This is a genomic window from Paenibacillus sp. JNUCC 34, from assembly GCF_058269055.1.
Genome location: NZ_CM177770.1, coordinates 2505949 through 2525374 on the forward strand (window position 1 = coordinate 2505949; position 19426 = coordinate 2525374).

Annotated in this window: 14 protein-coding genes; 10 read left to right on the forward strand and 4 right to left on the reverse strand. The window is 44.2% G+C overall.

What is annotated here, in order from left to right; genetic code table 11:
- The first annotated feature begins 9 nt into the window (after positions 1-9).
- Positions 10-645, forward strand: coding sequence for an RNA ligase family protein (locus tag AC2TF5_RS11890; protein ID WP_491302344.1), 636 nt, complete (start codon positions 10-12; stop codon positions 643-645).
- An 89-nt stretch (positions 646-734) separates the two neighbouring features.
- Here the strand turns inward: AC2TF5_RS11890 and AC2TF5_RS11895 are convergent, their stop codons facing one another.
- The gene (locus AC2TF5_RS11895) at positions 735-1169 is read right to left on the reverse strand and encodes a DUF4259 domain-containing protein (protein ID WP_491302345.1); all 435 of its coding nucleotides are present in this window, start codon (positions 1167-1169) and stop codon (positions 735-737) included.
- A gap of 360 nt (positions 1170-1529) precedes the next feature.
- Between AC2TF5_RS11895 and AC2TF5_RS11900 the strand changes: the two genes are divergently transcribed.
- From AC2TF5_RS11900 to AC2TF5_RS11930, 7 genes are all read left to right on the forward strand, one after another.
- On the forward strand, positions 1530-3104 hold the full coding sequence (locus tag AC2TF5_RS11900) for a HEAT repeat domain-containing protein (RefSeq protein ID WP_491302346.1): 1575 nt from the start codon (positions 1530-1532) through the stop codon (positions 3102-3104).
- 50 nt (positions 3105-3154) lie between these two features.
- On the forward strand, positions 3155-4819 hold the full coding sequence (locus tag AC2TF5_RS11905; protein WP_491302347.1) for a DUF6138 family protein: 1665 nt from the start codon (positions 3155-3157) through the stop codon (positions 4817-4819).
- A gap of 27 nt (positions 4820-4846) precedes the next feature.
- Positions 4847-5383, forward strand: a complete 537-nt coding sequence (locus AC2TF5_RS11910; protein WP_491302348.1) for an SMI1/KNR4 family protein — start codon at positions 4847-4849, stop codon at positions 5381-5383.
- 58 nt (positions 5384-5441) lie between these two features.
- Positions 5442-5861 carry a ubiquitin family protein gene (locus AC2TF5_RS11915; RefSeq protein WP_491302349.1) on the forward strand — a complete coding sequence of 140 codons (420 nt, stop codon included), beginning with the start codon at positions 5442-5444 and terminating at the stop codon, positions 5859-5861.
- 19 nt (positions 5862-5880) lie between these two features.
- Positions 5881-10872, forward strand: coding sequence for a DUF4132 domain-containing protein (locus tag AC2TF5_RS11920; RefSeq protein WP_491302350.1), 4992 nt, complete (start codon positions 5881-5883; stop codon positions 10870-10872).
- A gap of 314 nt (positions 10873-11186) precedes the next feature.
- Complete coding sequence (locus tag AC2TF5_RS11925) at positions 11187-11669, forward strand: SRPBCC family protein (RefSeq protein WP_491302351.1); 483 nt, start codon at positions 11187-11189, stop codon at positions 11667-11669.
- Positions 11666-13141, forward strand: a complete 1476-nt coding sequence (locus AC2TF5_RS11930; RefSeq protein WP_491302352.1) for a protein adenylyltransferase SelO — start codon at positions 11666-11668, stop codon at positions 13139-13141. Before AC2TF5_RS11925 ends, AC2TF5_RS11930 begins: the two co-directional genes overlap by 4 nt.
- A gap of 100 nt (positions 13142-13241) precedes the next feature.
- Here the strand turns inward: AC2TF5_RS11930 and AC2TF5_RS11935 are convergent, their stop codons facing one another.
- From AC2TF5_RS11935 to AC2TF5_RS11945, 3 genes are read right to left on the reverse strand one after another with little or no spacing between them, the layout of a single operon-like run.
- Complete coding sequence (locus AC2TF5_RS11935; RefSeq protein ID WP_491302353.1) at positions 13242-14375, reverse strand: glycoside hydrolase family 18 protein; 1134 nt, start codon at positions 14373-14375, stop codon at positions 13242-13244.
- 4 nt (positions 14376-14379) lie between these two features.
- Positions 14380-15471, reverse strand: a complete 1092-nt coding sequence (locus tag AC2TF5_RS11940; protein WP_491302871.1) for an acyltransferase — start codon at positions 15469-15471, stop codon at positions 14380-14382.
- Between the two features lie 33 nt (positions 15472-15504).
- Positions 15505-16857 carry a glycosyltransferase family 2 protein gene (locus tag AC2TF5_RS11945; RefSeq protein ID WP_491302354.1) on the reverse strand — a complete coding sequence of 451 codons (1353 nt, stop codon included), beginning with the start codon at positions 16855-16857 and terminating at the stop codon, positions 15505-15507.
- Between the two features lie 446 nt (positions 16858-17303).
- Here AC2TF5_RS11945 and AC2TF5_RS11950 point away from each other — a divergent pair, with 446 nt between their 5' ends.
- Complete coding sequence (locus AC2TF5_RS11950; RefSeq protein WP_491302355.1) at positions 17304-18284, forward strand: phosphotransferase family protein; 981 nt, start codon at positions 17304-17306, stop codon at positions 18282-18284.
- Positions 18285-18442: 158 nt separating this feature from the next.
- Entirely contained in the window at positions 18443-19294 is an 852-nt protein-coding gene (locus AC2TF5_RS11955) for a DUF2785 domain-containing protein (protein WP_491302356.1), read from the forward strand.
- Positions 19295-19426 lie beyond the last annotated feature (132 nt).

Sequence of the window (19426 nt, forward strand, 5' to 3'; positions counted from 1 at the left end):
GGTGATACCATGAAAATGAAATATCCGAAAACGATGCATCTTCCTTGGTCAAGGGGTTATACGGATGATGACAAGATTCTCCGGAATACCGATCATTTTGCAGGACAAGAGGTGGTCATAACGGAAAAAATGGACGGGGAGAATACGACGATGTACTCTGATTTCATTCACGCAAGATCCCTTGATAGCAAGGACCATCCCTCCCGGCATTATGTCAAGACGCTGCATGGTGGAATTAAGCATCTGATACCGGAAGGATATCGGTTGTGTGGGGAAAATGTTTATGCCAAACATTCATTGTTGTATACATCTTTGCCCAGCTATTTCATGCTGTTTTCCGTTTGGAATGAACATAACGTTAGCCTATCTTGGGATGAGACCGTAGAGTGGGCGTCCCGCCTTGGAGTTGCTATAGTCCCTGAGTTGTACCGGGGGATTTGGAACGAAGAAGCCGCCAAAAAGTGCTATACGAAGCAATCCTGCTGTGGCGGAGAGCAAGAAGGCTATGTGGTGAGACTGACATCTGCATTTGCATATAAAGAGTTCAAGCATTGTGCGGCCAAATTTGTCCGTAAAAATCATGTGCAAACCGATGAGCATTGGTTAAGTAAACCGATCGAGCCCAATAGAGTAGCCCGTTGTTAATTTAAATAAACAGGAGAGGCTGAGTATCATGTAATCCCGAATAATGAAACCAATATAAAATGGCAACTGTTTGTTATTTTATGAAAAAATTAAGCACCAACACTCAATTGCTCTAGCTGATGTAGTATGGCTTGCCCCGTATGCTTCCACTTTGCAAAATCCTCAGGATCAGCTTCCACCCAAAGTTCGTACACTTCTGACCGGTCGCTATTGTCCATGTTTAAGGCAATCTGGATTAATCCGATGACCTTTTGAAGCAACTCCAATGTGATCTGTGATTTCACGGCAGTCAGATCGATTTTTTCTGAAAGCCGATGAACTGGATGAACACCATATGCTTCGAGAATCAATTCTCCCGCTGCGAGAATGCAGCTTCCTTCATCGACTTCCATATATTCTTCTTCAGACCATGTAGTTTCCACATATTCTATCTGGTTAACGATAGCAGAGTAGTCACGTTCCACGATGATTAAAAAATCACCCGCACCATCATTATCAAATACACCTGTTTCCCATGCTCCCATATGTAACAACCTCCTTCAGAATCAGTGTAACGACAATGGAAAAAGAATTGAATAGGAAAAACATACTATAAAGTTAGGTCGAAAGAGGTTTTCAGACGTATAAATCATGCTCATAATTGATAATTGTTGCCATAAAGCTTTATACTTTATTAAGTAATCAGGCTCTTGGACCCCTTCCTTCTGATTCGTCTATCAATGGGCAATAGGGATTCTAATCTCCTGATTTTTTTAGTTTAATTACAGATACCGAAGGTAACGTCGTAAAGGTCATCGGTTAACAACTTATTGTCACATTCGACGGTACGACGCTATCAGAAAGTCCGCGTACAATTAGTCCTCTAGGTGAAAGGAGTAGATCTCATGAGGATACTGTCACCTTACCTTAGCTCCTTAATTGAAGATCTGGATACGCCAAATAGAATTAACGTGCTTGATCAAATAGGACAGTCCGGTGAATACTATGCCATTCCACATATACTACCTTTGATGGATAGCGAAGATGGCAAGATAGTGGGTTCTGCCGAAATGGCGGTTTCTAAGCTACTTGATTCCTGCCCTGCCCTTGAACTGGCTTGGCTGAATGAGCATATTCGAGCTTGGCATCCATCTCTGACGGAGTGGAAAAGAGTAACAAATCGTTTGGTGGAAGCCATGGACCAAGCCAGCTTTACTCGACTGTCTATGAGCAGCATGCATTGGAGCGGATACGTCCGTGAGGCGGCTGTTAAAAGATTAGCAGAGGAGGATAACGGTAGGGCTTTTCCGTTTCTGCTCCTGCGAATGAACGATTGGGTACCGGAGATCCGTAATATCGCTAGGAAATCTCTGGAACAAAGGCGTACTTCCAATAATGCACGGCACTGGATTCAAAACATATCACTTGTTGATCGTCTTCTAACATGCGGCCGAGATTCTTTTGAGTCGTTTGTGAAGTCGATTCATCAGCTTCTGCGGGGGAGTGAATGTACGGAGGCACTGACCGAAGCACTTACTTCGCAGGACAATAAAATTCGCAGGTTTGCATATCGGGCATCTGTTGAAGCCGAGGGCGCTGATGCTGCAGCTGTTATCGAACAGGCATTCATGGATCGTGATACAGAAATACGCCGCTGGGCATCGCAAAAGGTTGAAATGTGGCTTGAAAATGAAAGTCTGTATAAGATACTGCTGCGAATGAAAAGTGATCCAGTACCTTCCATCCGAAGGGAAAGCCTGGCTTTACTTGCAGTCTATTTCCCCGATGCTGCCAAGGAAATTTTAATAGACAGGCTTCTGGATTACAATATGACGGTTAGGGAGACGGCACGACGGTATTTGAACCATCTTCAACCGATGGATTATTCCGAGTATTATCTGGACGTCATCTGGAATGGGCAGGAGCAGCATCTTGCAGCGGCAATCGCAGGTTTGGGAGAAACAGGTCAGGATTTTGAGAACGAAGTGCTGTTTGAATATTCAGACCATCCGAGTGTCTCCGTGCGGAAGGCTGTTCTGCGTGGTCTTGCTAAGTTAAACCCTGTACCGTATGCATCTCTATTTACTGACTCGCTCCAAAGCGAGCAGCCTGGTATCTCACGTGAAGCTTCTCGTGCACTCCGACGATATCCATACTTGGTCAACCCGGATGAACTAGCCTCAATAATGTCCCGGGAGCAGCCGGATCATGTGATGCGGAATGCTCTGCGCCTGTTGCCTGCTTTTGATAGATGGAAACAGCTTGAGATTTTGCTAGATCTACTGACATATACGAGAAAAGATAGGTTTAAAGTTAAAATACGGGAGCAGCTTGTAACTTGGGCGGAGTCTTCAAATCGCAAGTTTACAGGTCGACCTAGGGAAAATGACATTACACGTATCCATAATAAACTGGATCACAGCAGGTCTGAAATGGAAGATGTCGTTCTTGCAAAGATAGAATGGTTTATAAACACATGAAATACATAAAAGAAATCTATTGACTGATTTTTTGATAGGAGGACAACTCATTGAACCAGGATGCAGAAGCATTTTTGAACGATATATGGAGTCATATTACAGCTATTTACGATAAAGAGAGTCAGAGAATTAGTGAGTTAAAAGACCGAAGTCGGCTTCAGGCGGGAGTATATGACTACCTGAAAGTGGCGTGGAGAAAAGGGAAATTCAACTGGGCCCAGGGCAAAATCCATATCGACATTTATGAACCATTCTCTTGGAGCGATAGCTCTTATAAATTCGAAGCGGGTACTTACATAGTAGAATTGACGGATGAAATTTTAATTCATGATTTTTTCCCAGCTCTGTGTGACCGGATGGATAAACTATTCCAATCGGACGATTATGGCCCCAACTTTTTTGATTACCGGTTTGAAATCGTGTTTGAGTTTGAGCGGGAGCGATCTAAACTGTACCACTCCCAATGTTTATTAAACGAAGAAAAACTACGGGGTCTCAAACAGACGCTGGATCTCTTTATTGATACTAAAATTTTGTCGGACCCTCCAGTATTGCCAAAAGAAAACGACGGGTCTTTCTTCGCTCGTCATCTAATGAATCCCGATCTAATGGAACAGCGACAGGAAATAATCGAACCGTTGATCCGGCGTCTTAGTGACAAGCTACGCACAAATAGAGAACGAACTGATAAGTGGACATACCAGTATACTTCGGCTTTCAAGAACTGGGCTGAGGAGCGGTTTTTAAATCAATATTTTGACCGGTCCGGAAATTTCGATTTGGATTGGGTTCTGAAAAATGAGACCGAGCGTAATGAACTAAATGTTCAAGAGCTGGACTTTTTCATTTATGCGGCCTTGCAGATCGGACCAAAGGAACCAGACACCCGAGAGAAGTACTTGAAACTCGCCGTTGAGCTCGGATCGAAGCAAGCAGCGGACTACTTGAAACAAGGAAGCGGTCTCTTTGAAAGTGTGTATAATAGCAATCTAATTCAAGGAAAAGCCAATGATGTTATACAAACCATTGAAATTCGTATTGTATCCGAAGAAGAAGCCGCCTACGGTGAGGCACTGGAATTTATCAGTAATCTTCTGCGGCAAGGTTTTCCGAAAGGGTACAAGCTTAAGCTGAAGAGTAAAGAAAAGCACTACTTACCGTTAAAAGAGCTGGCGAAGTCAGGTCATCATCGGTTTTTTGCTAATGCAGTGCGTTATCCAGCGTTATTCCCTCAACTTGCAGCATATGCGGGGCTTGCTATGGAGGAGTTCGAATGGTACCAGGATGTGGAGCCTAGTGAGAAATCTGTCATGCCTGGAACCTATGCGGTATTCGGTCTCGGCTTGTACAGTGACGCCTATTTTTCGTTAGTTCAGCGTTATATGGAATTGGTTGATGAGGAGCATCAGTCTGCGCAAGACGGTTATGCTAAAGCTTTTATCGAAGCTCACGGCCTTACAGCAGAGCATATGCCTGTATTCGTCTCTATTTTGCTTGGGGGTAACCAGTCGGCGAAACCTGTAAAAAACATAGTAATTGATACTCCTGAACTTGGTCATGCACTTTTACGGGAGCTTGAGACAAAAGAAGATTATGAACGTGAAGTTGTAATATACCGCATTTTCGGAAGCAACAAAAAGCTGGCGCAGGCGGCAAAAAAAGAGTCATCACCTTTAAAAGAACAACTTGAGCAATTGTTGGAATTGTTAGGATAAAGATAACCATTGTGGAGGTTAGTCATCATGTGGACTATTCGTTTTGAACATGAATTTGCCAAATATCCAGGTGTGACAGATGAGCAAATCAGCATTTTTCTGAATGCATGGAACAAAAATCTTTCGGAGCAGGAGATCAACGAAATAAAGGAGCGGCAGGTTAACCCCTTTCCGAAATCGTCTCCATATTATGATCAATACAAACCATTCGATCCTGCAGGCTGGAAGCTGCCGCAAAGAGAATTTCCTGCAAGCTATATCGATTTTCTGAAATACTCCAATGGCGGAGAATTCCAAAATGGAGAGCGTTGTTTTCAATTTTTTGATACGGAAATTTTCCGGGAAATGAACTTCGCTTATGAAATGCCGGAGTATATGCCTTTTGCCGTATCGTTTGCGATGGATGGCAGCGGGAATCACTATTTATTTGATATGAGAGAGGCAGCGAGGAACAACGAATATCCTATTCTCATCGCTCATTCTGGCAACTTGGGATATGAAGACTGTAAGCAAGCTGCAAGTTCTTTTATAGAGCTGTGCACGGAGAAATGGGAACTGTGGTAGATAGCGAATGGAATCTAGCACAATATTAAACGGATTTCTTTAAATAGGAAGGGGGATTATGATGAAGCTGAATGTGATGGTGAAAAAGCCAGGGAAGCGCAAAGAACTCATGACACAGGAGCTTCGGCTGAACAAAGTGCCATATACCCTTCGTGAAATGATTACTGGAATTGTGCACGATAGCGTAATCGCCTTTAAGGACAAGCAGGCTGAACAAAGCCTGATTCCTTACTTGACAGAAGTGGATATCGCGGCAAGCGCCAGTAGCGGGAAGGTTGGGTTTGGAACGATTCATGATGACCGACAACCTGATGAACATCAGGCGGTTGAGTCGGCTCTGTTGGCTTTCACGGATGGACTATACCGGGTATTCGTAAATGAAGAGGAAATTGAGCAACTGGATACGCCGCTTGTGCTCACGGATGGTGATAAGATCGTATTTATGCGATTTACGATGCTAGCCGGAGGCATGTGGTAAAGAACAGGGGGATAAGGACATGTCATACACGGATCAAGAAGAACAAGCTTTTTGGGAAAGTGTTGAAACGAAAGTAAAAGAATTGGAGGCAGGCGGGAATACACTGATTCGCAAGGTTTACGATCTGAGCCGCGAATCATACATCGATCGTGATAGTCATGAATATCAGACGCTGTACGAGGATCTGAAGATGTTGTCTGTAGAGCAACCGGAATCTTATTACACTCCTCTTGTGGAAGCTGTATCGGCATTTGCGGGCGAAATGACCGGAGCCATCGTCCGATATATGACAGAGCATATCGCGGAATATCCCTATGCACAAGGTTATTACCGCAGACCGTTTCGGACGCGAAGACACGCAACGCATCTCGGTTCTCTGCTATTTAAATTAAATAGGCTGTTAACTGCACAAGCTAATAACTTTTCACTGCAGGATTATTTGACCAAGCCGGATTACCATGTTGAGGGGCTCTATTGGTTCAGCCATGCTATTCCTGACCTGGTTGCATATGAGTTGGATTGCGGTGATAGTTGGGCTGAAGCGGCCCTTAAAGAAATCGTATACGGTGAGAATCAGACCGCGCTGCTGAAGCGTGAGATGATCAAGGGAATTCTGATGAGTCACCGCTCCGAACTGTACGAGATGATTGGTGAACTGCTGGTTGCAGCCAGACTGCAGGAGGGGCTGCGTCAGTCAATTACTGAGGAGATGGATGCCGGTACTCTTCAAGCTAATTTACATATACTGAGAATTATTTTGGATCATGATCTGATTAGGTATAGCTCAATTGTCCGAGCCCTCGGCACTTGGACGGGAATGGGACTTGAAGCGGTAAATCAACGTGTAGCCGGTCAGCTTGTGGAACAAGCTTACACGGCTCTTACAGATGAACAACAGCGCTCAGCATGGCTGACTTCCGAGAATGCGAACCAGGTCTACCTGAGCTTGTGGGCTAGCGCCGTTTATGAGGAGGATGATCTACCAGAACGGATTCAGTTCTTGATGGAGAACGGGGAGCGTTATCAGAAGGTCGTTGCCCAATACGTGTTGTCCAACAGTCAGAATGATACAGTGAGATTTGAAATCGCGAAGCGCTGTCTGGATGAAAGTGATCCGGAGCTGCTGTATTTGATTCTGAGTAACTACACATTCGATTATGAATATGATTGGCAGGTCGGCGGGATACAAGAGCGTCTCTTGAAAATCAACCGTACACCGGCTCTGGAAGATAAAGATGTAAGAAGAAAGGAATTCGAGAAATTCAAAGCCATTCTCACAGGAGTGCCGGTGAGAGAAAAGTCAGGCCAATCCGGAGTGCTTGATTTTATACAATTCCATTACCAGGCAGACCTTGTTTTGCGCAAAATGATGTATTTGACCGCATATGACATGGATGATTCCTGGATCACCGATCTGATTGGTTTCTCAGGTCAAATGAGTTCAGACCTACGGGGAGACCTGATTAGCTACTACACTGATGATTCCAAGTCAACTGTGCAGCGTTCTTTCATCTTTGCAGCTCTGTCTGACAAAAGTTTGCCGAACCGTGAGCGTGCGCTTCGTCAGGTGAAAAAACTGAGCCTGAATGACAGCGAACGGAAACAGGTTGAAGACATGCTTAAACTGAAAACAGGCTCTTTGCGTCAGAGCGCAATCGACATTCTTCTGCATCAGCCGGAGGAAGAGCTCGCGCTAAGTCTTGAGCGTCTCCTGAAGGCAAAAGGTGAGTTGCAGCGCCTTGCAGGCCTTGAGCTGTTAACCGAGTTGAAGCATGATCAGAACCGAGAGACTCAATACGAGGCCCTTCGTCCCTTAGCAAATAAAATCCCCAGCCCGTCACCAAAGGAGAAGCAACTGCTGGATAAATTGAAACAGCAGGGAGACTATACCGCCGAGAATGGTTTTGGCCTGTATAACCCACAGGAGACTGAAGAGTGGTTGCTTGAGCGGTCTGACACGTCTAATGTTAGCTTTGAGCAAATCTTCTCACTAACTGAAGAACGAGCTTCGGCATTTCTAAGCGGTCTGGATGAACTTATTCATGAATGGCGTGATACCGAGTATGAGTGCGAGAATTATTTTGGACAGAAAGAAACACAGCTTGTTGGGGTCAAATTATGTACTGTTTCGTATGAGAAGCATGAAAATCCAATTGAACACGACAACTTTGAAATAGCGAACGTTCTGAACAACTATCCGTTGACTGAACAATGGCAGAATTACCTCATGAACAGTGGCGTGGAATCACGTGAATTGATGCAGCTCTACTACTGTATTTTGATAGGAGATTTAAGCGGTACGTTGTATGAGTTCTATCATAGTTTCTCTGATTTTGTGGATTATGACGTCATGAGACGGACCAAATTGCTTGAAAACGAACGAAAAAGCTATTTGGAGCGCATGATTCCCCTTGAGCGCATAGTAAAGATACAGAAATTGTATGACGGTCTCCGCTATTCAGAACAGGTTGAGACACTGGTTAAGGCCTTCTTTAGAGACAGCGAACGAAGTGACACTTTTGAAGTCGTAAGAGAAGCCCTCGCCAAGGTAATCGTTAGTGATATCAAAGAATTGTCTGACCAGGATAAGCCGACCTTATTCGTCCTTGCAAAGCCTTGGTTTTCTATTTTACGTAGCCGTGTATATAACAAGGAATCACTCCGTAATTTCTTCCATACTGCCTACCAATATGATTTGTTGAGTACAGAAATGGAGAATTCAGAATATTCAGTCATGGATTGGAATCAGTATTTTAGAGCGTACACACTTGCTATAATCGGGGAAAATGAACTTTGTAAAGAATTACTGGGCAGAGATATTCGCAGTCACATGAGAGTGCTAACTTCTCCACAAGATTCTTTAGTTAATAGAAGTGAGAAACTGCTGGCTTTGCGTGAGCGGATTGTTTCGCGCTTGCTTGATATCGAACTCGTGCGCGGAGATCTGACGACAACAGCTACTCCATATACGATGTCATTTGAACGTATTCACGGGCTGGAATCATTTATCCGCATTCTAACCAGTTTAGGCGGCGAAACGTTCGTGCGCGGTTATATTTACGGCTATGGCGACCAGATCACGAAAAAAGAATCGCTGAGTCATCTTTTGAAAGTTTGTTATCCGCAGGAGGGTGACGACGAACAGAAACTTGAACAGCTGCTAAAAGGTACGGGGATTTCGGAAAAACGTCTGCTTGAAGCCGCCATGTATGCACCGCAATGGATAGAAATTATTGCCAAATATTTGGGCTGGGAAGGGCTGCGCAGTGCCGCTTGGTATTTCCATGCCCATATCAACGAGACCTTTTCGGCGGAAAAAGAAACGATTGTTGCTCATTACTCGCCGATTACACCGGAGGATTTCAATAATGGCGCATTTGATGTGAAATGGTTTGAAGAAGCATATCATTCGCTCGGTGAGGAGCGTTTTAAGCTGCTATACGACTGTGCCAAATATATTTCGGCCGGTGCCAACCACCGGCGCTCTCAATTGTTCGCCGATGCGGTGCTCGGTCAACTGCGGCTTGAAGACATGAAGTTGTCCGTAACGGATAAGCGTAATAAAGACCATCTGCTAGCCTATAGCCTTATTCCACTTGGGCCAATTCAAGAGAATGATTTGCGGGAGCGCTTTGACTTCATTCAGTTGTTTCTCAAGCAAAGTCGGGGATATGGAGCACAGCGCCGGGCCAGTGAGGGTGTCGTTTCAGCAATAGCACTTGGCAATCTAGCTCGAAGCGCAGGATATGCTGACGTGACTCGTTTGACCTGGGATATGGAAGCTCGTAGGCTGGAAAAGCTGGAAAGTCTGTTTGAGCCCCGTTCACTGGATGAGGACACGAATGTACGCCTAAGGATTGATGAGGAAGGAAATACAGAGCTTGAAGTGACAAGTAAAGGTAAGGCGCTGAAATCTGTGCCTGCAAGGTTTAAAAAAGACGAATATATTGCCGAATTGAAGGAAGTAAAATCCGATCTTACCGAACAGTATCGCCGGGCCAAGAGGGAGCTGGAGCGTTCGATGGAAGTGGAAAGCTGCTTTACCGTCAGTGAGTTAGCAGCTCTGCAGAACAATCCGGTCATCCAGCCGCTGCTGCGCACGCTTGTGTTTAAAGCAGGGAGTCATCTCGGTTATTTCATGAAAGCAGCAGACGACATGTATCATCTAGAAGGGCCGACCGGTGCAGTGTACGTGATTGCAGATAAGGATGAGATTACGATCGCCCATCCGCTGCATCTGTATGAAAGCGGCCATTGGAGTGAATACCAGCGAGATCTGTTTGAACGTGGAATCCGCCAGCCGTTTAAGCAGGTGTTCCGTGAGTTGTATCTTGCCAATGCGGATGAACGAGAAGGAAGAATGAAATCGCGGCGTTATGCCGGACATCAGGTGCAACCGAGTAAGACGGTAGCGCTTTTGCGCAGTCGCGGTTGGACGGTCAGTTATGAGGAAGGTCTGCAGAAGGTGAGTTATCAAAAAAATGTAATTGCCACCGTGTATGCTATGGCAGATTGGTTCTCACCTGCTGACAGTGAGGCGCCGACACTGGAGACAGTGGAATTCTTGGATCGTAAATCTTATAAACCGATACCGATGGATCAGATCTCGCCAATATTGTTCTCAGAAACAATGCGTGACATTGATCTTGTCGTAAGTACGGCACATGTGGGTGGAGTCGATCCAGAAGCGAGCCTGACTACGATTGAATTGCGGAGCGCTATCGTGTGCGAATCACTGCGCCTACTCAAGCTGGACAATGTGAAACTTGAAGGTAATTATGCTCGTATTGATGGAAAGCTTGGAGAATATGCTGTACATCTGGGCAGTGGAATTGCCTACAAACAAGGAACAGGTGGGTTGAATATCATTCCGGTGCATTCACAGCACCGTGGTCGATTGTTCCTTCCGTTTCTCGATGAAGATCCGAGAACGGTTGAGGTCTTGTCTAAGGTTGTGCTTCTGGCTGAAGACAACAAGATCAAAGATCCGCAGATTTTGATACAGCTCTAACAAAGTGTTATGCGATCTAGTTCATATAACCGATTAAATTTCGGAGCTTAGCGGGAATAACATCTGAATATAAATATGACAAAGTCGCTCCGAATGATCCGGTAGCGACTTTGTTTGTAATTCTATTGTTATATTCCAATAGTCAGAAAGAATCAAGGAGGACACTGGTACGTGATTGACTATAGCTGAGGTTAGATTAAAAAATCAATAAATATCGAGAGGTAGTGGTATGCTATTACAGAAAGTAGGATTATGATCTGCTTTTACGGTACATTACTTACAAATGTGACAAAAGATAAGTAAGGAGAATTTTGATGCTCCAATGGAACGAAGAAACAATAATTGAGGCTAATATAGAGACCATCTGGAACTTGTTTGCACTGGAGAACATCCAACGAATTATGCCACAGGTAGTGGAGAATGAAGTTATCGAACGTAAAGAGGGCGTTGTTGGAACCAAGTATAGACAAAAGTATAAGGAAGGAAAGCGAATTGAAACCTATATTGTAGAAGATCTTGAATATGAAAATACACCGCACAGAAAACATAACAAAAGCGGGTTTACTTTAGCCAGAATCTTTGAGATTGAAACATCATTTACTCTTCTTAAAGTGGATGACAATCATACCCGATTCATATATAGCGGTCAGAACAAAGGAGTCAATTGGTTGGGCAAGGTGATGTTGAAGCTAATGGGTTTCAAAAATAATCAGAAGGTTGTATTCGAATTTATGGAGCGTGTTCGAAGCGAAGCTATGAAAGATCAAGATAATAAGCGAAATGAGGAGATACGATGACAGAGAAGAAAGAAATAATAGATGCCGGATGGAACTTTGACAACAGTTATGCTCGTCTGCCGAATTCATTTTTTACTAAGCAAAGCCCTACCCCTGTGCGCTCACCAAAGTTGATACTTCTTAATGATTCGTTGGCAAAATCCCTAGGGTTGAACACCCAAGCGCTGAAAAGCAATGATGGCACAGCGGTGTTTGCCGGTAACCAAATTCCCGATGGAGCCTTACCGCTTGCCCAAGCTTATGCTGGGCATCAATTCGGGTATTTTACCATGCTAGGGGACGGTCGGGCTCTGCTGCTTGGTGAACAGATTACTCCCCTGGGTGAGCGGGTTGATATTCAGCTTAAGGGCTCAGGTAGAACACCATACTCTCGCCGAGGCGATGGTCGAGCGGCACTTGGACCAATGCTGCGCGAATATATCATCAGTGAAGCCATGCATGCGCTTGGTATTGCTACCACCCGCAGCTTAGCTGTGGTTACAACCGGTGAGTCCGTCATTCGTGAAACCGATCTGCCTGGTGCAATTCTAACCCGCGTGGCGGCGAGTCATCTGCGCGTCGGCACGTTTCAATACGTTTCGAATTGGGGTACAGCCCAGGATGTCCAGACTCTTGCTGATTACACATTGCACAGGCATTTTCCAGAAGTTGATCCTGATGAGCACCGCTATCTTTTCCTTCTGCAAGAAGTGATCAAGCGTCAGGCTGAGCTGATTGCTAAATGGCAGCTTGTTGGTTTTATTCATGGGGTGATGAACACGGACAACATGGCGCTTAGCGGAGAAACCATTGACTATGGTCCTTGTGCCTTCATGGATGCTTACGATCCAGCAACGGTATTCAGTTCGATTGACCAACAAGGTCGCTATGCCTATGGTAATCAGCCGAATATTGCTGCGTGGAATCTTGCGAGATTTGCTGAAACCTTATTGCCTTTGCTGCATGAAGACAAGGCGCAGGCTATCAAACTAGCCGAGGATGCAATTTCCGAATTTTCCGATTTGTATCATCATCATTGGCTCGCGGGGATGAGGGCAAAGCTGGGAATCTTTAACGAAGAGCCACAGGATGAATCCCTTGTTAAAGGTCTTCTCGGTATGATGCAGAAGAATCGTGCGGACTATACCAATACCTTCCGCGCATTAACGTTTGATAAGTTAGAGGATACGGGCCTTTCTGGCACCGCGGAATTTGCTCAGTGGCATGAGCTTTGGCAAGCGAGATTAGGCAGGCAGCAGGAATCAAAAGACTCCTCGCATCAGTTGATGCGCAGCAGTAATCCTGCTATAATCCCGCGTAACCACCGGGTAGAAGAGGCACTCGAAGCAGCGGTGCTACAGGAAGACTACAGCGTGATGGAGCGGCTACTAGATGCTCTTTCGAGACCCTATGCGCATTCTACCGAGCAGGCTGATTACTCCACACTGCCTGAGCCATCCGACTGTTCTTACCGAACCTTTTGTGGTACTTGATCATGAAGCAATACAAAAAAATTTAACCGCCTTATACACAAAAACTGACCAAGCAAGACAACTCTTGTTTGGTCAGTTCATGTATTAAAGTCCTATTTCCTCACTCATTCAAATGCTCCGTCAGAAACTTCACAATTCCATCCTCTGCATCCTGAGCATACTGCCAGACCATCGCACCTGCGAGGTCCTTACTCTTGATGTAATTTACCTTCTCCTTCAAGGCTTCTTTATCCTCGTAGCTGATAAAGGTATTGCCATTATAGAGGTAGGCTGCCTTGGCTTTGTCGTCATAATAACGCTTGTAGTCTTTTTTGTTGAAATAGTCTTTCTCAAGCCTTTTATAACTTAAATCCACCTTGTTGATGTCGATGGGCTTTCCTGGTTCAAATAGGCCGTCTTTATCGCTCTTCACATTCTTCCAACCGTAGGAATATGCCGGGACGCCGAGTAGCAGCTTCTTGCTGTCAATATCATGATCCAGGTACATCGTGATGATCTGATCGATGCTGTGCTTGGATTTACCCTTACTATCCGGATACAGATTGGCATTAAAGCCAGTCGTGTCCGACCATTTGCCAGTCAGGTCATAAGCCATGACATTGATGTAGTCAACGTATTTCTCGACTATTTTCACTTCGACATTTTGAAAATACCAGTCCTGCGTGCCCGATGCGAAGGTTAACAAATACTTTTTGTTCTTGTGAGGTAACCTGTACAGTTTCTCTCTTAATTCCTTCATCAGATTTGTAAAGTTCTTCGTATCCTCAGGGCGCGCTTTCTGCGTATTCCAGGCATGGAATGCTGGATACTCCCAGTCAATATCAACCCCATCCAACTCCAGCTCCTTAATCATATTGATGATGCTCTCGGTGAACAGATAGCGGTTTCCGTCCAATGAAGCATCCGAGAAGCCATCCGCGCCATAGCCGCCTACCGCTAATACCATTCGGGTGGTCGGATTATGCTCTTTTAGCTTTTTAATGTTTTCTTTAATCTGGGCATTGGTCGTACTGTCCTCATGAAAATATATATCCGTTCCCTTGATTTTGGCAAACGCGATAAAGGCAATGTCAACACCCTTCTCAGACAGCTTAATGTTCTTGTAGTCTTGCCAAGCTTCCACGTACACCGCCGTAATTTTACGGTCGTCTGCTGCTGATACTTGGTAGAAGTAAAGACTCATGCCTGCGAGCAACACAACGATAAACATCTTCGTAAATTTATTTATTCTCATTCTGTTAACCCCTCCCACCAAATAAGATGTAGGTTGCAGTTTTACTTAAGTTGAGCACCTTGACGGTGATGTAACTGATGGCGAAGATGATGCCAATATTCACGATAAGACTGAGGGTCGCCTCCAGAAATGTTGCCTCTAATTCCGTTCTGCCTGAGAGCATCATCTCAACTAGTAAGTGAATGAGATAGATGCTGAAGCTGGCTCTGGAGATCGAGCTGATTAATTTTTGGATTTTGTGATTCACTTTATCGCTCATCCGGGTTTCGTTTTCTTTGAAGAAAATAAATAAACCGACTGCCATGAAAAACGTGGTGATGGAATAGTTACCGTAGAACATCTCATCCAGTACGCCGCTACGGAGTGAGACAAAGTATGTGGCTATAGGAGTCAGAAAGAACGATATGATGCCTAAGTTGTATAATACATTTTTCGCTTTCAGCGATAGGTCGTAATGGAAGAGATAGTATCCCAGAATAAAGTAGCCCAGAAATCCCATGAAAAAAGGGATGTTCATAATAGGAATGTTGATGTATTGATCCGTTGCACGGAATACAGTATCCGAGATGAAACGGTACGCTATGCTGATGATGAACCATAAGAGCAGGTAATATCGGAGATCCCTCTCGCTGCACGATTTTATGAATTTGCTGATCAGCGGCACCGTTATATAAATCGCGATAATGGCATACAGGAACCATAGATGGATATAATTTCTGTCGGTAAGCAGCCGGTAACCGAAGTCTATAACGAACTCATAGGCATTCATCTGGCTTCTCATAATATAGTATTGATTGTATAAGCCATAAATAAGTGACCAGGTCAAGAGGGGAATGACCAGCGGGAGCACTCTCTTGGTATAGAATTCCCGATAGGACGTGATCTTCGTTCTAAGGATCATTGCCCCGCTAATCATGAAGAATACCGGCACGGCAAAGCGCGAAATGGAATTAAATCCATTGCTGATCCACCACGAGGAGGTATTGAAATCATTCGTGCTGGTCAAAACCTCCGCCGTGTAATGCAAAATAATGACGGCAACGATAGATAGGATTCTTAGAATATCTATATATATAATTCTTTTATTTTGAACCATGCTGTTGTTCATGGTAGCCTCCTTCATCATTACTTAATTCGATCCTGCCGCGATGTTCTGGCTGATGGTGGCAACACCTTTCCGCTCCACGAAGCCCCAGCCTTCATCATTGTCAAAATATTTAAACGTTCCTGCAATATTGATGTAGACCAGTAGATTCCGGTAGGTCAACAACTCAACTTGGCTAAACAGGAACATTCTCAGATACTCTGCTAAAGTATAAGTGCTGCCGTATTTACGGCATAAGTATAGGGAAATGATGATTTGCGCCGCATTGAGCAGCACGCTAATGAGCAGAAAGATGATCGCTTGTATAATATTTCCGCCGGAAATCAGCGCTTGGCCCAGATAAAATAAAGTGGTAAATGCCGAGAGCGTCCCTAACATAAATCCGTCGATGGCAAAAAACAGACTCACACTGACACTGAATTTCTGAGAGAGCCTGGACCAATAGATCAGGACACAATCGACAAACGCTTTTTGCCAGCGAATGCGCTGCTTATAGAAGTTCGGGAGATTCTCGGGACATTCGGTATAACATACCGCTTCGGGTGCGTATACTAGCTTTTTCTTTAAGCGATTTGCTTTTATGTATTCATGAATTTTAAGGGTAATATCGATATCCTCGCCTACCGTGCTACGGAAGCCGTTTACTTGAACCAGAACATCTTTGTAAAAGGCCCCAAAAGCGCCTGAAATGACAACAATGGAATTAAAGAACGATTGCGTTAATTTTCGGACATAGAAGCCGTGTGTATAATTGATGATTTGGCTCTTGATTAGCCCTTTTCCGCGAAAGTTCTCCACAATAGCACCGTTTTTTTTCCTCTCGGCACCCTGCACAATCTTGACTGTACCGCCAAGCGCAATGATGTCGCTATTATGAAAATATTGATTTACATACTTGAGTGAGTTGGTCTCCAGCATGCTGTCCGCATCAAGCGTAATGACGATATCCGAGGCAGCACAATCGATACCCGCATTCAGCGAGTCGGCTTTCCCGCCATTCAGTTTATCGATAACATAAATGTTGTGATAGCGGTTCGAACGATAAAATCCTCTTATCGTTTTATAGGAGAGCTTGTGGTCTGGCTTCCGGTAATCTGGCTCTAATTCCAGCAGCTCGTGAAGCGCAGACAAGGTACCATCCTTGGAACCATCGTTGATGATCATGATCTCATAATTGCTGTAATGCAAGCCTGCCATGGCATCAATGCAATTTCGGATCGTAAGCTCCTCGTTATAAGCAGGAACGAGAACCGATATTGATTTTTCGGCAAGATCCGGATTCAGTTTTTTGACCTTGCTGCACAATAACGGAATGATCGTGTACAGGGCTTGAAACACAAGAAATACACCTGCTAATCCATAAAAAAAGTACTGCAATTTCCTCACTCCTTTTTCTCTATCTATCTCTCTTTCTTGTAAAACCAGTATGGCTGCGCTTCTGTCCATTTCATCTACATTTCTATCTGAAATGGCTTGATGAAGCACATTTTCTATAGAAATCGATGTCAAGGGACAAAAAATCATTATCGGGGGATAAATACACCCAGTTACAACCTTTCGTTCCATATAAACCCAAATGACATCTTATTTAATAAACTATCTTAGATCGCTTCCAAATGTAAAATCGCTCAATGGAGCAAGAAAACGAATACATAGTTGCTTTTCGAATACTGCCTCTGTTATGGTTCGGATTTCTACATTTTAGGAGATTAAAACAATATTTAATGAGATATGTCATAGGAGTGAACGGAATGTTACTATTTAGAGAACGAGAAGGAAGATGACGAAATATCTAATAAGATTTGCAAACAGGAGGCGCAAGCATGAAAGAAGGCTGGGAACGAAAAAATCTGCCCATAACTCTTGACCTTTCAGAAATAAATGAAATCATCAGACCTGCCTTTCCGGGTAAAAGGGTAATCACAGCTGAACGAATCAGCACCGGACTCAGTAATTCGAACTACAAAATTCATCTGGAAGGGTGCGTCGAGCCTTATGTGGTTCGTTTTTTCAGGGGCGGTGAGGAGATTGCAGACAAAGAGCTTGCTATAACTCGGCTTGTGCAACAAACCGTGCCTGTCGCCGACTTCATATATGTCGAAACAAGTTGCAGCAGGTTCGATAAATCTTGGGCAGTGTTGGAGTGGAAGGAGGGCTTCCTATTGCGCGATGTGTTCAGAAGCGGAACTCTCCAGGATATTACTTCAGCTGCAGTTTCTGTCGGCAGCGTTCTTGCAAATATACATAGCTACCACTTTACTGAATCAGGTTTTTTCGGCAAGAATTTGAAAATCAACCATCCCTTAAGGATGGACGGTGATCGATTTCTCTCATTCATGGAACAAATTCTTTTTCATGACCAATGCGGTAAATGGCTGGGTAAGGAACTCACACAAGAGTTATGGTCTTTTTGCAAAACATATGGCCCTTTATTGTCGGAAAGCAGCAAACCGCCTGTCCTCGTTCATTCGGATTTCAACGGATTAAATATACTGATGAAGTATGGTCCAACCGGGTGTTCGGTATCGTCTGTTCTTGATTGGGAGGAGGCATTTTCCTGGAGACCTCACGTTGATATTGGCAACATGCTGCGATATGAAGAAGATGGTTCAATCTTTGAAGAGTTTTTTATTCGAGCTTATCAGGAACAAGGAGCGATTCTTGAAGACAATTGGAAACTTCTCTCCAAGCTTGAAGATCTCGTTGCCCTGTGTGATATGCTGAACAATTCCACCATAGACACCCCAAACCGGATGCAGGATCTTCAACGCTTGATCGCAAGAACGGTTCAGACCTTTAGATGACTAGAGAGAAGGGGCGCTTATTTGCCTAGCAACATTTATTCAATATAGTTATGGAAGCATCAAATCCAGAATGTGGTATAATAAAATGAATTGGGAAATATTAACGATCAAAGAAAATGAATTTATTAATCAACTATTATTCTGAAAGGAATGGAAGAATGAACAAGTCAAGGGCAGAATTTATGCTGGACCTGCAAAGAATCGAGAATGAAAACTACCAGCTTCGTGAAGGCGAGCAGCTTCAGGATTATGTAACTCTGATGCTGCAATATATCGGTGATCCTGATCCAGAATTGCGGGACAATCTTATCTATCCGACATTTTATGAATGGATTAATGAGGAGAACAGATTAACGGAAGAGGAATTGCGCAATCTCCTGACTGTCCTGACCGACAGTCAGCATTTGTTCTATCATATCGGCAGCGAGGGTGATCAGACTGTATTTACAAGAACATTCTCAGTCCTTCCCATAGCTTTAATTGTAGGGTGTCACAGGCAGAAGCCTTTTCTAAACTTTAATGATTTTCAAAACCTAAAGCATTCACTGCTCCGCTATTATAAGGAGGAGAAGGATCTGCGAGGCTATCTGCCCGAAGGAGGATGGGCTCACAGCGCGGCCCACGGTGCAGACGCTTTGGTGGAACTGGTACAGTGCCCCGAGTGCGATTCAGATTTACTTCTTGATGTTCTTGCCGCTATCCAAGGGATGTTGCATAATGGCAACCATATTTTTAGTGACGAGGAAGATGAGCGGATCTCGAGCATTGTGGATATTATGATCGACAAAGACCTGCTTCCTCACCAGGAGATCGATGACTGGATAAACGCCTTGGCACAATGTAGCGAGTGGCCTAGAAGCCGTATTCAGGTGATCGCCCGGGTGAACAGCAAGAACTTTCTGCGAAGCCTCTATTTCAGGAGAGGACAGGATAGCCGGGGAAATAGTCTTAACGCTACCATACTTGCAGCCGAAGCTAAATTGAACAGATTTTTGATAAGTACGAATTAATGATCTTGGGAAATGATTTGGAGGAACCCGCTAATGGCGGGTTTTTTTTCGTTACAGCTGAGCAGATCTATTCTATTTCACCACATGAATTAAATAGTGTCACAAAATCACAGTTTGAGATTGTTATATAGG